The organism is Streptomyces sp. NPDC035033, from assembly GCF_040636735.1.
In the GTDB taxonomy this organism is placed as follows: Bacteria; Actinomycetota; Actinomycetes; order Streptomycetales; family Streptomycetaceae; genus Streptomyces.
The window spans coordinates 23,009-36,774 of record NZ_JBEZUZ010000049.1 but is presented as its reverse complement, the minus strand read 5'-3'; the positions used below and the strand labels follow the sequence as shown (position 1 = coordinate 36,774).

The following is a 13,766-nucleotide window of genomic DNA, read 5'->3' as shown; positions in this document are numbered from 1 at the left end:
TCGTGAAGGGATCAACGATGATGCGACGACGCGTCACCCTGCCGATGAGTTGTGCCGCACTGGCCCTCGCGGCCACCGCCTGCGGCGGCGGCCCCGTCGAAGCGGGCGGCGGCGGCAAGGAGTTCGGCGGCCAGACCGTCACCGTGGCCGGTGTCTGGTCCGGCACCGAACAGAAGAACTTCCAGAAGGTGCTCGACGCCTTCACCGAGAAGACCGGTGCCGCCACCCGGTTCCTCTCCACCGGCGACAACGTCTCGACCGTCGTCGGCAGCAAGATCGAGGGCGGCAACGCTCCCGACGTCGTGATGGTTCCGCAGGTCGGCGTGTTGCAGCAGTTCGCCGCCGAGGGCTGGCTCGAACCGCTGTCCGAGAAGACGCGCGCGGCCGTCTCGGCCGACTACGCGCCGGTCTGGAAGGAGTACGGCAGCGTCGACGGCACGCTCTACGGCCTGTACTTCAAGGCCGCCCACAAGTCCACCGTGTGGTACAGCCCGGAGGCCCTCGCCCGGGCCGGGGTCGAAGCGCCCCGGACGTACGACGCGATGCTGAAGGCGGGCCGGGCCGTGTCCGACTCCGGCCTCGCCGCCTTCTCGATCGCCGGACAGGACGGCTGGACCCTCACCGACTGGTTCGAGAACGTCTACCTCTCCCAGGCGGGCCCCGAGAAGTACGACGCCCTCGCCGCCCACGAGCTGAAGTGGACCGACGCCTCGGTCGTCCGGGCCCTCACCACGCTCGGCACCCTCTTCAAGGACGAGCAGCTCGTCGCGGGCGGCCGGAAGGGCGCCCTGAGCACCGACTTCCCGGGATCGGTGGAGAAGGTGTTCGGCCCCCAGCCGGAAGCCGGCATGGTCTACGAGGGCGACTTCGTGGCCGGCGTCGCGAAGGACCAGTTCGGAAAGGCCATCGGCAAGGACGCGAACTTCTTCCCCTTCCCCGCGGTCGGCGACGGCAAGGCCCCCGTCGTCAGCGGCGGCGACGCGGCCGTCGTCCTGAAGGACGGCAAGAACAAGAAGGCCGCCCAGGCGCTCCTGGAGTTCCTCGCCACGCCCGAGGCGGCGGCCGTGTGGGCCGAGGCGGGCGGCTTCCTGTCCCCGAACACCAAGCTCGACCTCGCCTCCTACGGCGACGACGTCACCCGCGCCACCGCCGAGTCCCTCGTGGCCGCCGGAGACTCGGTCCGCTTCGACATGTCCGACCAGGCACCGGCCGCCTTCGGCGGAACGAAGGGCTCGGGCGAGTGGAAGATCCTCCAGGACTTCCTGCGCGACCCCTCCGACCCCAAGGGCACCGCGGCCGAGCTCGAAGCCGCCGCGTCCAAGGCCTACCAGGACTGATCCGTGACGTCGACTTCGGTACAAGAGACGGGCCGGCGGGACGGCGGATCCGCCGTCGGCCCCACCCGGCGGCGGTCACGGCTGAGGGCCCGGACCATCGCGCTCCTGTTCGTCCTCCCCGCGCTGCTCCTCCTGGGCGCGCTCGTGGTGTACCCCGTGGTGTTCTCCGTCGGGCGCAGCCTCTTCGACGCCTCCGGCACCCGGTTCGTCGGCGGCGGCAACTACGCCGAGGTGTTCCGCGACCCGGCCACCCTCAAGGCCGTCCGCAACACGGCCGTCTGGGTGGTCGTCGCCCCGACACTCCTCACCGGGCTCGGTCTGATCCTCGCCGTCCTGGTGGAGAAGGTCCGCTGGGCCACCGCGTTCAAGCTGCTGCTGTTCATGCCGATGGCCGTGTCCTTCCTCGCGGCCGGCATCACCTTCCGGCTCGCCTACGACGAGGACCCCGACAAGGGCGTGCTCAACGCCGCGGCGGTCTCCGTCCACGGCCTCTTCCGGGACGCCCCGTCCTATCCGACGGCCCGGGCGCGCGACGGCCAGGGCCTGACCCGCGCGGAGGACGGCGCGTACCGCACGAGCGAGAACGTGTCGCCCGGCGACACCGTGACCCTCGGCCTGGTCGGCGTCCTCCCCGAGGACCTGCCCGCCGGCGCCGCCCCCGCGCACGGGGCCGCCTCGCGCGAGGCCGCCCCCGATGAGCTGCGCGGAGTCGTCTACCTCGACTTCACCCCCGGTGGCACCGGCGAGCGGGGGAAGGTGGACAGGAACGAGAGCGGCCTGCCGGAGATGACGGTGGAAGCGGTCCGGGACGGCCGGACCGTCGCCTCGACGACCACCGGGACCGACGGCTCCTTCCGCTTCACCGGACTGGACGACGGCCCGTACGCGGTGCGCCTGCCCGGATCCAATTTCGCCCCGCCGTACGACGGCGTCTCATGGCTCGGTCCCGCGCTCGTCACGCCCGCCATCATCGGGGCGTACCTGTGGATCTGGACCGGCTTCGCGATGGTCCTCATCGGCGCGGGGCTCTCGGCGCTGCCGCGGGACGCCCTGGAGGCGGCCCGCATCGACGGCGCGAACGAATGGCAGATCTTCCGGCGGATCACCGTGCCGCTGCTCGCGCCCGTCCTCACCGTCGTCTTCGTCACCCTCGTCATCAACGTGATGAAGGTCTTCGACCTCGTCTACGTCATCGCTCCGGGACCCGTGCAGGAGGACGCGACGGTGCTGGCGACCCAGATGTGGCTCGTGTCGTTCGGCGGCGGAAACGACCAGGGACTGGGCAGCGCGCTCGGGGTGCTGCTCCTGCTCCTGGTGGTCCCGGCCATGGTTTTCAACGTCCGCCGCTTCCGTAGGAGCCAGCGATGAACGCGATCCGCCGCGCTCTGGGCAACGGCCTGGTGCAGGGCTTCCTCGTGCTGGTCGCACTGGTGTGGATGACACCGCTGGCCGGACTCTTCCTGTCGTCCCTCAGGTCCGCCGAGGACACCGCGCGCGGCGGCTGGTGGACGGTGTTCACCAGCCCCGGCCAACTGTCCTTCGACAACTACACGGCCCTTCTGGAGAACGCCGGGATCACCCAGGCCTTCTGGAACACCGTCCTCATCTCGGTGCCGACCACCGTCCTCGTGGTCGTCATCGCGGCACTGGCCGGATACGCCTTCGCCTGGCTGGACTTCCCCGGCCGGGACGCCGCCTTCCTGGGCGTGGTGGCGCTCCTCGTGGTGCCGGTGCAGATCGGACTGCTGCCGGTGGCCAAGCTCTTCGGCCGGCTGGGGCTGTTCGGAACGATCCCCGGCGTGGTGCTCTTCCACGTGGCCTACGGCCTGCCCTTCGCCGTCTTCCTCCTGCGCAACTACTTCGCCGAGATGCCGAAGGAGATGCTGGAGGCCGCCCGCATGGACGGCGGGGGCGAATGGCGCGTCTTCAGCGCGCTCGTGCTGCCCCTGGGCCGGCCGGCCATCGCCAGTCTCGCCATCTTCCAGTTCCTGTGGGTGTGGAACGACATGCTGGTGGCCCTGCTGTTCGCGGACGGCTCGTCCCAGCCGCTGACCGTCTCGCTGCAGTCGCAGATACGGCAGTTCGGCAGCAACATCGATGTGCTCGCGCCGGGGGCGTTCCTGTCCCTGGTGGTACCGGTCGTGGTGTTCTTCGCCTTCCAGAAGCACTTTGTACAGGGCGTGATGGCCGGGTCCGTGAAGTAGCGCGGGGCGGGGCGTCGCGGGTTCCCGGGAGCCCGCGGCGCCCCCTGCTCCTTTCCTTTTTCACCTGCCCGAAAGACCTGTGGGGATAAAAAAGAGGGCAGTAGATCCGGGAGGGCGGAGAGAATTCCTCGCCCACCCTTTAGCGTGAACGCGGCACCATGCCCGCGGCGAGAGAAAGGAGGAATTTCCCGTTGGAGCGGACAGAAGGGGCCGGGACCCTCGACGGCGCGGAGCGACGCGACCCGGTGTCTCCCCCGAGTCGTTCCGGCTCGCCCGGGAAGGGCCGGGCCGATGCGCCGCATCGACTGACCGTCCTCTTCATCTTCCTGGTTTTCGGGTCCCTGTCCCTCGGCATGGGGCTCGTTCCCGCCCTGATCACCACCTTCGGCACGACCTACGGCCTGGACGGTTCCCAGCTGGCCAACGTCCAGAACCTCAAGGACATCGGGCTCGTTGCGGCGATGTTTTCCGGTCCGGTTTCTCTGCGCCGCCTCGGTGGCGTGCGGACCATGATGCTTTCCCTCCTCGCGGGAATTCTGGGATGCGCGGTTCTGATCCTCTCGAAGAATTATCTCGGAGTCCTGGCCGGAGCATTTCTGCACGGCGCGGCATTCTCGCTCGGATCGCTCGCCGCGGTGACGCATCTCTTCCGGCTCCCCCAGCGGTATCACCGGATAGCAGGGCTCAGCGCGACGTTCGGAGTGGCGAGCTTCGTCGCTCCCTCCATGGTCGGCGCCCTGGTGGCGGGCGACGGCGGGTATGAGGCCGTGTACGTGATCTACGCCTGCGCACTCGTGGCGCCGCTCGCCGGGGGAGTGCTGCTCGACCGGAAGACGGCCGCACGGGAACGGGACGTTCGGGAAGCCGCACGACCGCGGCTGAACGGAGCGGTACTGCGGGGCTGGCTGCCGGACATCGTGGTGTACGCGACTCTGATGGCGGTGGAGACCGTCGTCGTCTCCTGGATCACGTCACTGGCCCAGTACCGGTACGGCTTCACACTCGCCGACGCGTCCTTCCTGCTGGCGCTGCTCTGGATGGTCCACACCCCGAGCCGGGCGATCGGCGACGTCCTGGCGGCGCACCTGAGGGAACCGGTCGTCATGCTCCTCGGTGTCCTGCTCATCCTCCTCGGCAACGCGCTGATCTGCGCCGGTCCGGGCCTCCCGGTCTACGCGGGTACGGTCGTCTTCGCCTTCGGCACGGCGCCCCTGGTTCCCGTGTTCCAGGGCTGGGCGCTCACCCGGTCCCCGGCCGAACGGCACGGGCAGCTGAGCGCCTCCCTCGGCGTCGGCGCGGCCCTGCTCACCACCGTGATGGTGTGGCTGACGGGAATCACCATGGATCTCGACGCCCGCCTGCCCTTTGTCGTCTCCGCCGTCGGCGCGGCCGGCCTCGCCGTCTGGGCGGCCCGGCGGACCGCGCTCGTGAAGAAGCCGGCCTGAGGCCGTTCCGCCCCCTGCCGCGGCGAGGCCCCACCCGGCCGGCCACGGGGGACCCGACCCCAAGAAACGAACGAAGGAACTGCTCCGTGCATGCCTATGTGCTGTCAGGTCCGGGCCAGATCGGCCTGGAGACCGTGCCCGATCCGCAGTGCGGCCCGGACGAGGTCACTCTGCGGACAGAAGCCGTGTCGATCTGTTCGACCGACGTCTCCTACTTCCGGGGTCACCTCCATCCCGACGTCTGGCCGATCGTCCCGGGACACGAGTACGTGGGACGGGCGGTCCAGGTCGGGGCGAACCTGCGGGGGATCGTCGGCGAGGGCGACCGCCTGTGCTACTGGGGCCAGACCGATTTCGGCGGGATGGCCGACTACCGGACCATCCGCCCCCTGATCGCGGGCCCGCACGCCCTGCGGGAGACCACCTGGCACACCCACCGGAACTTCCACGACTCCCACCAGGCAGCGGCCGTCATCGTGCCGCCGGACGTCCCCGCGCATCTCGCCACGATCGTCGAACCGCTCACCTCCGTACTGCGGTCCCTGCTGGCCAACCCGCCCAAGCCCGGGGACGACTGCGTCCTCCTGGGGTGCGGACCGAGCGGGCTGCTCGCCCTCCAAGTGATGCTGCGGTACTTCAGCGTCCGCTCGGTGACGGTCTTCGACCTGGACGACGCCCGGCTGGCCCGGGCCACCGCGGCGGGAGCCGCCGCCGCGTTCGACCTCTCCCGGCAGACGGACGAGGTCAAGAACCTGATCCTCGAACACCAGGACCACTACGCGGACTTCGTCTTCGATGCCTTGCCGCACGTGCGGGGCGGGGAAGGGTCGGATGCCCGCGACCTCGCCATGGGGCTGCTGCGCCCGGGCGGCGACTACGTCATCTACGGCGCCACCGGCCTTCCCCAGACGATCAGCTCATGGCTGATCCTCGCCAAGGGACTGCACCTGCGAGCCGCTCCGTTCGATGTACGGGCCTTCCCCATGGCGCGCTCCGCCCACATCGCACGCCTCGCACTGCACCTCATCACCCACGGCACCGTGGACGCCGGCTCGGTCGTCACCTCACGGCTCGCCTTCGACGACGAGCCGGCCGTGCGCAAGGCCTTCGAGAACTACGGGGCCGAAGGCGGCATGAAGCCCTCCCTCACCGTGGGGCGGCCGCCCAGGGGCCGAGCCGGAGAGAAGGAGGCCGGGCGTGAGAACGGCCGGGCACGGCGCGCGAGCGGACGGAAGCGGTGACGGCGGACCGCGTCCGGTGGGGTTTCCTGGGCGCCGGCCACATCGCCGCGACCAACGTAGGACCGGCAGTTCACCGGGTGCCCGGCGCCGAGCTGCGTGCCGCGGCGGGGCGGGACCCGGAGCGTACCGAAGCGCTGGGAGCGTCGGTCCGCCACACGGACTACGCGGCCCTCGTCGCCGACGAGCAGGTCGACGTCGTCTACATCGCATTGCACAACAGCGCGCACGCCTTCTGGGCGACGGAGGCGCTCCGGGCGGGCAAGCACGTGCTGTGCGAGAAGCCGCTCGGTCTGTCGGCGGCGGAGGTGCGGTCCATGGCGGACGCCGCCGCGGCCTCGAACCGGCTCCTCGTCGAAGCCTCGTGGAACCGCTGGCACCCACGGACGAGGGAACTCGCCCGGCTGCTGGAGAGCCGGGTGATCGGCGACGTCCGGCACGTCGAGGCGGTCTTCGACGGAGCGGACCCGGCCCCGCACGACTACCGCCGCGACGCCACCCTCGGCGGCGGCGCCCTGCTCGACGTGGGGTGCTACGCGATCGCCGCGTCCTTGGCGGCACACGAGTGGGCGAAGGCCACGGTGACCGCCGTGCGCCGCGAAACCTGGCCCGGCGGCACGGCGGATCGCGTCACCGAGGCGTTTCTCGAGATCGGAAACGGCACGGCCGCCATATCCTCCTCCCTGACCGGGGAGGGGAACGAGACTCTGGAAATCGCGGGAAGTGACGGAACCATACGACTGGACAGCCCCTTCACAGCGGGCCGCGAATCCTGCGCGTTGGTGATACGGACGGCCGGGGGAACCGAGTCCGTGCGCTTTCCGCCGGTCGATCCGTACGGAATCATGGCGGCCGAGATGACACGTGCCGTCGCCCGTGGCGCGTCATCGGCCTTTCTCGTACCGCTGGAACAGTCCCTGGCCGTCGCGGAGACGATGGACTCCGTCGCGAGCCGGGCCGGTCACCGCCCGGCCTGACGCGTCGTGGGTCCGGCGGCGCGCTACAGCAGGCGGGCGCGCACCGCGTAGGCGACGGCGTGCGGCCGGTTGCGCAGCCCCAGCCGTAGGAGCATGTTGTGGATGATCGCCTTGATCGTCCGCTCCGAGAAGTTCAGCCGCCGTGCCACTTCCTCCGTGCTCAGTCCCTGGGAGAGCAGCCGGACGACATCCAGTTCGCGGGGCTGCAGCCCGCCCCCCGGGAGGTGTTCGTCCGCCGCGGCGGCCCGCACCGGCTGTCTCTCCGGTGGGGACCAGGAGCGCTCGGCGAGGGCGTGAAGGAGCCGGGCCGGCGTCGTGGGAGTACGGGCGAGAAGGGTGACCGGACCCATGGCCTCCAGCCCCTTCAGCTGGACCTCGGTGACGTGATCGGCCAGGAGCACCACACGCTGACCGGGATTGAGGGCAGCGGTGGCGATCGGCTGCAAGCGCGCCAGCAGGGCGTCGGTCACCGTGAAAGCAGCCACGAGAATGATTTCGGCGCGATGGGCGCTTTCCAGCGGAACGAGTTTCACGCCCCGAGCCGAACGCAACGCGGCGACAATGCCGTGCTCGGTGACAGGGTCGTCGGTGACAAGAGTGGTGAGAACGCTCTCCATGATGTCTCCCGGACAGGGCACGCAGGAACGGGGGATGCGTTTCGATACCCGAATTTTTGCGGGGGCGCCCGGCGCATGGTTGACCGAACGTGCAATACGTCTTCGTGAGCGTGCACACGTATGCGTAGACCACGGCGGGCGGACCTGGCCGCACGACGGCCACCGCCCCGTTCGGCCCCGGCTTGCCACCGCGCTTGCCCGAGCGTGCAGACGGCGCGGGTTCCGGGGAGGAAGCGCGGTGCCCGCATCACCGCCCGGCCCGCTCGCTTTCCGTCCCGAACGGCGGCCCGGCCGCAGGAGGAACGCGGAGCCTTGATCCCCTTCGCGGCAGGCACCCGCGTGCGCGCCGGAGACGACCCGGCCATGACGGGGACGACGCCGGTCCTCGCCGCGGTCCTGTGACGCCGGGTGCCGCGGCCCGTGCGGGCCCGGCCCGTCCGGCCGGCGACGCGGGCGGCGGTCCACCCCGGCCGTCCGGTGCCACGCGAGGCGCCGGCGGCGGACGCGGTCACGACGTAGGGCCACCGGATGCGTCACGCGCCCCGGCGGGCCGCGCTCTCGGTTACGTCTACGTCGCCCCCTGCGTACGACCGGCTCGCGCCCGTACCGATCGATCTCAGTCAACAGGCGCTGGTACCGGGCGCGCGACCCCTTGCAAGCTGAGCGGGACAGCGGGCAGCGGACCCGCGCACGGAACACCTCGGAGGCCCGGTCGTGGTACGCCAGGTACTCACCGTCGACCAGAACGGTTCCGGTGACTTCGCCACCATCACCGAGGCACTGGCTCACGCTCGTGCCGGAGCGGTGGTGAGCGTTCGGCCCGGACGGTACGTGGAGAACCTCGTCGTCTCCGCACGGGTGAGCATCGTCGCGGAGGGACCACGCGGCAGCGTGGAGATCGCGCCCCGCCGGGACCGAGCGCTCACCCTCGTCGCGGACGCGGTGATGCTGACGGACCTTCTGCTGCGCGGCGGCGAGAGCGACCTGCCCGTGGTCCACGCCATCGGCGGAGAGCTGGCCATGGAAGGCTGCGAAGTCGTCGGCAACGGCTGGACCGCCGTCCTCAGCAGCGACAACGGCTCCCTGGCGGCACGCGACTGCCGCATCACGAACCCCTCCGGCGCGGGAATCGTCGTGACGTCCCCCGCCGCCAGCGTGGTGGACAACTGCACGGTCGAGCACCTCGGGACCACCGCCCTCGCCGTCCTGGACGGCGGCCGGGTCGCCGTGCGCGGCTGCCGTCTGCGTGACGCCCGAGGCAATGGCGTCCTGGCCAACGGCGACTCCCGCGGATCCGTGGAGGACTGCGAGATCTCCTCCTCGGACAAGCCCGCCCTCGCACTGGAGGGCGGCACCGCCCTGAGCGTGCTGCGCACCACCGTCACCGGCGTCACCGTCGGCGTGTACGTCACCAGCACGTCCCGGCCCGTCGTCGAGGACGTCACCGTGGAGGACACCAGCGGACACGGCATCGTGGTCGCCGGCGGTGCCGATCCCGTCCTGCGTCGCTGCACCACCACGGCCACCCGCGGCAGCGGCCTCTTCGTCACCGCCCGCTCCCGCGGCACCTTCGAGGACTGCTCGTTCACCGACGCGGTCCAGGCGGGCATCCGGGTCGGCGAGTCCAGTGCCCCCGTGCTGACCGGAACCCTCGTGCGCGGCGCGGAGGGGACCGCCGTCCAGCTCGCCGACGAATCGGTCGCGGAGTTCGACCGCCTCGACGTGGTGGACGCCGGAGGCGTCGCCGTCTCGATCCGGAGCGGCGCCAACCCCCTCATGCGACGGGCGAGGATCACCCGCCCCCGGGGCTTCGCGGTGCACGTGGCCGAAGACGGGCGCGGCCGGCTCGAACACTGCGAGATCGACGAAGCCGCCGTCGCGGCCGTACGCGTGGAAGGCCACGGCAACCCCTTCATCAGCAACACCGTCGTCCGCGGCTGCGCCCAGGCCGGGATCTCGGTCGGCGCCCGGGGGCGCGGCTCCCTGCGCGACTGCTCCATCACCGGTTCCGGTACGGAAGGCGTCTCCGTGGAGGACGGCGGAGAGCTCGCGCTGACCCGCACGGAGGTCCGCAAGGCGGGCGCGCACGGCATCCTCGTCGCCGCCGGCGCCCGGGCGTCCCTCAACGCCTGCTCCTTCGCCGAAGGCGCCGGGGACGGCATCCGGATCGACAGCACGGAACAGGTCACGGTGGCCGACTGCACCGTTCGGGACAACCGCGGCGCGGGGCTCCGGCACACCCGGGCCGGCTCGCGGCTCTCGGTCCAGGGCCTGATCAGCAGCGGCAACGGGGCACACGACATCTGGGAGGGGGCGCCTCCCCAAGACCCCGCCACCGCCACGAACCGGCCGGCCGGAGAGGCCGAGCCGGCACCCGACACACCGCTCGGGGAGCTCCACGCCCTCGTCGGCCTCGACGGGGTGAAACACCAGGTCACCACATTGATCAATCTCAACAGGCTGGCCCAGCAACGAGCTCAGCTCGGCATGCCGAGCCCGCCGATGAGCCGCCACCTGGTCTTCGCCGGCCCTCCCGGCACCGGCAAGACGACCGTCGCCCGGCTGTACGGCAGCATCCTCGCCGGGCTCGGGTCGCTGCGCTCGGGCCACATCGTGGAGGTGTCACGGGCCGACCTGGTGGCCCAGGTGATCGGTGGCACCGCCATCAAGACCACGGAGGTCTTCAACCGGGCCCTGGGCGGCGTGCTCTTCATCGACGAGGCGTACACCCTGCTCGGCGACAAGGGAGCCGGTGCGGATTTCGGACAGGAGGCCATCGACACCTTGGTCAAGCTCATGGAGGACCACCGCGACGAGGTCGTCGTGATCGTCGCCGGCTACTCCAAGGAGATGCAGTCCTTCCTGGCCGCCAACCCCGGCCTGGCGTCCCGCTTCACCCGCACCATCGAGTTCGTCAACTACACGGTCGAAGAGCTCGTCACCATCGTCGAGAACATGTGCGCCACCCACCGCTACGCGCTCGACCCCCTCGCCAGGGAGGCCCTCGCGCTCCTGTTCACCGCCATGCCGCGGGACGCCGGCTTCGGCAACGGGCGAACGGCACGGAAGGTCTTCGAGGAGATGGTGGACCGGCAGGCATTCCGCCTGGCCACCCAGGACCAGGTGTCCGAGGAGGACCTCATGCTGCTGGTCGCCGAGGACGTCGGAGAGGAGGCGGCCACCCGGGTGAGGGAAGGCAGGGAGAGCACCCCCGCCGACTCCGACGTGCTGGCGCGGCTCAACGCGATGATCGGCCTGGGCGCCGTCAAGGCCGAGGTGCGCGGTCTGGTGGATCTGCTGGCCGCCACACGGGTCCGCGAGGAAGCCGGCCTGCCCACACCCAGGCTCAGCCACCACCTCGTGTTCGCCGGCCCTCCCGGCACCGGCAAGACCACGGTGGCGCGGCTGTACGCGGACCTGCTCCGGTCGTTCGGCGTCCTGTCCCGCGGCCAGCTCGTCGAAGTGGGCCGTGCCGACCTGGTGGGGCGCTACGTCGGCCACACCGCCCAGCTCACCAAGGAGCACTTCATCAAGGCCCTGGGCGGCGTGCTGTTCATCGACGAGGCCTACACCCTCACGCCCGCCGGCGCCCAGAACGACTTCGGGCAGGAAGCGGTGGACACCTTGCTGAAGCTGATGGAGGACCACCGCGACGAAGTGGTCGTGATCGTCGCCGGTTACACCGACGAGATGCGCCGTTTCCTGGAGTCCAACCCCGGTCTGGCTTCGCGCTTCAACCGCCACATCCCGTTCGAGGACTACACGACGGACGAACTGGTCACCATCGTCGACCGGCACGCCCAGGCATCCGGCTACCGGCTGCATCCGTCGGCCCGGGACGGCGTGCGCGCCCACCTGGAAGCCCTGCCGCGTGGCCGGACCTTCGGCAACGCCCGTACCGCACGCCAGCTGGTGGAGGCGATGATCACGCTGCACGCGCGCCGCATCAGCTCGCTCGCCTCGCCGGGACTGGAGGACCTGACCGAGCTGCTGTCCGTGGACGTGCCGATGGCCGACGTCCTGCGGTGACCCCGCCCCGCCTGCCCGTTCGGTTCTTTCTGCCGGGCCGGGAGGGGCGGGGAGGCGCTCTCCGGCGCGAGGGGGGTCCGGAGTCGGAGAGCATGCGGGCACATGCGGAGCGTGCCGCCCGGAGAAGGGATCCCCCGTGCATCTCGAAGTCCAGGCCGTCCTGTTCGACAACGACGGCACCCTCATCGATTCCACGGCGGCGATCATGCGTTGCTGGGAACGGTGGGAACGCGAGCAAGGACTACGACGGGGCACCGTCGACACGAACCGCGTCTTCGGTCGTACCGCCGGCAGCATCGCCGCAGAGGTGCTTCCGTCCGAGCGGCTGCCGGCCGCCGTCCGCCGCTACGACGAAATCGAGGCCGACGACCCGGCATGCACGCTCCTTCCGGGAACGCGGCGCCTCATCGGGGCCCTTCCCCGGCACCGGTGGGCCGTGGTGACGTCGGCCGCGCGCCGTGTCGCCCTCGCCCGGCTCGCCCGGGTCGGCGCGTCCGCCCCGGTGCTGGTGACGGCCGACGACGTCCGGCGCGGAAAGCCGGCCCCGGACCCGTACCTGCGCGCGGCCGCGCTGCTGGAGGTGGACCCCCGGCGGTGCGTCGTCTTCGAGGACGCCCCCGCCGGGCTTCGGGCCGCCAAGGCCGCCGGCATGACCGCGATCGGGCTCACCACCACGCATCTGCCGGAACAGCTCGCGGACGCCGACGCGCTCGTCCCCGACCTGGACGCCGTGGACGTCCTCGTCCTGCCGGGCGGTGCCGGCCTGTCCCTCACCCTGCACGCCGTCCCGACGGCCACGCCCGTCCCCCAGGAGACCGTCTCGTGAACCCGCTCACCGGATCCTCGTCCGCGTCCGGCCCCGAACCGGCGCACGCCGCCTCCGTCGGCTTCGTGATGCCCTACTACGACGACGGCTCCCCCCGCCGGCGCGCGGCACTGCGGAACACGATCGACAGCCTGCGGGCCCAGACCGATCCCGGCTGGCACCTCTACCTCACCGACGACGCCTCTCCCGCACCCGGAACCGCCGCGATGCTCGCCGACCTGGCGTCCACCGCCCCCGGCCGGATCACCGTTCTGCGGGCCCCGGCCAACCGAGGAGCCGGTGAGGCCCGGAACCTCGCCATCGCCGCCGCGCACGCGGACGGGGTGCCCCTCCTCGCCTACCTGGACGCCGACGACCTCGCACATCCCGAGCGGGTGGCCCGGGTTCGCGCGGCCTTCGAGGCCGATCCCGAGCTCGACTTCGGCTACCTCGACATCGCGTTCATCGACGAGGACGGGCAGGCATGGCAGGAGCACGAACTCCTGCCGACCCTCCAGGGGATCAGCAGGCAGCAGAACCTGCCCCCGCTGCGCGGCAGGGAGCACTGGAAGGCCCAGGCCGTGGAGCGCGACTGCCTGGCCATCCCCTCGGCCATGAACCTCCGCACCGCCCTGGCCGTGGCCCATCCGTTCCCCCGGACGCCGTTCTGCGAGGACGTGGCCACCCTGTTCCGCTATCTGGGCAGTGGGGCGAAGATCGACCGGATCGACGGCGCCACCACGTCCTACCGGGTGCCCCGCCGCGGCGGCAGCGCGTCCCGCGAACAGTCGGGAGACCTGGGGGAGTTCAACCGGCTGCGCTGCGTCAACGAGAGGGCCGGCCTGGAGGCGGCGCTCCAGGAAGCCGTCGCCCGCGGGGCCGCGGACGCCGAGGAGGCGCGCTCGGTGCTGTGCCGCTACCTCATCCGGATCGGGCGGACCGTCACCGCGGACGGCTGCCCGGAGCTGGGACGGAGCCAGCTCGCCGAGGCCCGGGCGGTGGACGGGAGGACCTTCCTCGAGCACAGCACCCCGGAAGAGCGGGCCTCGCTGGGCGTCGCGGCCTCGCTGAGCGCCGAGGAAGGCGCCTGACCTCCGCCGCACAGGACCCGGTC

Annotated in this window: 10 protein-coding genes; 9 read left to right on the top strand and 1 reads right to left on the bottom strand. The window is 71.3% G+C overall.

Annotated features, from left to right (window positions below; translation table 11 throughout):
* The first annotated feature begins 17 nt into the window (after positions 1-17).
* The 6 genes from AB0E83_RS20600 to AB0E83_RS20575 all read left to right on the top strand — a co-directional run bounded on the left by AB0E83_RS20600 (position 18) and on the right by AB0E83_RS20575 (position 7,201).
* The gene (locus AB0E83_RS20600; protein ID WP_362113530.1) at positions 18-1,337 is read left to right on the top strand and encodes an ABC transporter substrate-binding protein; all 1,320 of its coding nucleotides are present in this window, start codon (positions 18-20) and stop codon (positions 1,335-1,337) included.
* Positions 1,338-1,418: 81 nt separating this feature from the next.
* Complete coding sequence (locus tag AB0E83_RS20595) at positions 1,419-2,705, top strand: ABC transporter permease subunit (protein ID WP_362113573.1); 1,287 nt, start codon at positions 1,419-1,421, stop codon at positions 2,703-2,705.
* Positions 2,702-3,541: a carbohydrate ABC transporter permease gene (locus tag AB0E83_RS20590; protein WP_362113527.1), complete on the top strand. Its 840-nt coding sequence runs from the start codon at positions 2,702-2,704 to the stop codon at positions 3,539-3,541. Before AB0E83_RS20595 ends, AB0E83_RS20590 begins: the two co-directional genes overlap by 4 nt.
* A gap of 158 nt (positions 3,542-3,699) precedes the next feature.
* The gene (locus AB0E83_RS20585) at positions 3,700-4,986 is read left to right on the top strand and encodes an MFS transporter (protein WP_362113524.1); all 1,287 of its coding nucleotides are present in this window, start codon (positions 3,700-3,702) and stop codon (positions 4,984-4,986) included.
* Positions 4,987-5,072: 86 nt separating this feature from the next.
* On the top strand, positions 5,073-6,227 hold the full coding sequence (locus AB0E83_RS20580; protein WP_362113521.1) for an alcohol dehydrogenase catalytic domain-containing protein: 1,155 nt from the start codon (positions 5,073-5,075) through the stop codon (positions 6,225-6,227).
* On the top strand, positions 6,224-7,201 hold the full coding sequence (locus AB0E83_RS20575) for a Gfo/Idh/MocA family oxidoreductase (RefSeq protein ID WP_362113518.1): 978 nt from the start codon (positions 6,224-6,226) through the stop codon (positions 7,199-7,201). Before AB0E83_RS20580 ends, AB0E83_RS20575 begins: the two co-directional genes overlap by 4 nt.
* A 23-nt stretch (positions 7,202-7,224) precedes the next feature.
* Here the strand turns inward: AB0E83_RS20575 and AB0E83_RS20570 are convergent, their stop codons facing one another.
* Positions 7,225-7,818, bottom strand: coding sequence for a LuxR C-terminal-related transcriptional regulator (locus AB0E83_RS20570; protein ID WP_362113515.1), 594 nt, complete (start codon positions 7,816-7,818; stop codon positions 7,225-7,227).
* A 714-nt stretch (positions 7,819-8,532) separates the two neighbouring features.
* Here AB0E83_RS20570 and AB0E83_RS20565 point away from each other — a divergent pair.
* From AB0E83_RS20565 to AB0E83_RS20555, 3 genes are all read left to right on the top strand, one after another.
* Positions 8,533-11,847 (top strand): right-handed parallel beta-helix repeat-containing protein, encoded by a 3,315-nt coding sequence (locus AB0E83_RS20565; RefSeq protein ID WP_362113512.1) that lies wholly within the window; start codon positions 8,533-8,535, stop codon positions 11,845-11,847.
* Between the two features lie 136 nt (positions 11,848-11,983).
* A complete protein-coding gene (locus tag AB0E83_RS20560; protein WP_362113509.1) occupies positions 11,984-12,673 on the top strand; it encodes an HAD-IA family hydrolase in 690 nt (229 codons plus the stop codon).
* Positions 12,670-13,743 (top strand): glycosyltransferase, encoded by a 1,074-nt coding sequence (locus tag AB0E83_RS20555; RefSeq protein ID WP_362113506.1) that lies wholly within the window; start codon positions 12,670-12,672, stop codon positions 13,741-13,743. Before AB0E83_RS20560 ends, AB0E83_RS20555 begins: the two co-directional genes overlap by 4 nt.
* Positions 13,744-13,766: the final 23 nt, after the last annotated feature.

Bases quoted from the DNA above. Each gene is read 5' to 3' on its own strand.
- AB0E83_RS20570 (WP_362113515.1), bottom strand. From the start codon at position 7,818: ATGGAGAGCGTTCTCACCACTCTTGTCACCGACGACCCTGTCACCGAG.
- AB0E83_RS20590 (WP_362113527.1), top strand. From the start codon at position 2,702: ATGAACGCGATCCGCCGCGCTCTGGGCAACGGCCTGGTGCAGGGCTTC.
- AB0E83_RS20585 (WP_362113524.1), top strand. From the start codon at position 3,700: ATGCCCGCGGCGAGAGAAAGGAGGAATTTCCCGTTGGAGCGGACAGAA.
- AB0E83_RS20600 (WP_362113530.1), top strand. From the start codon at position 18: ATGATGCGACGACGCGTCACCCTGCCGATGAGTTGTGCCGCACTGGCC.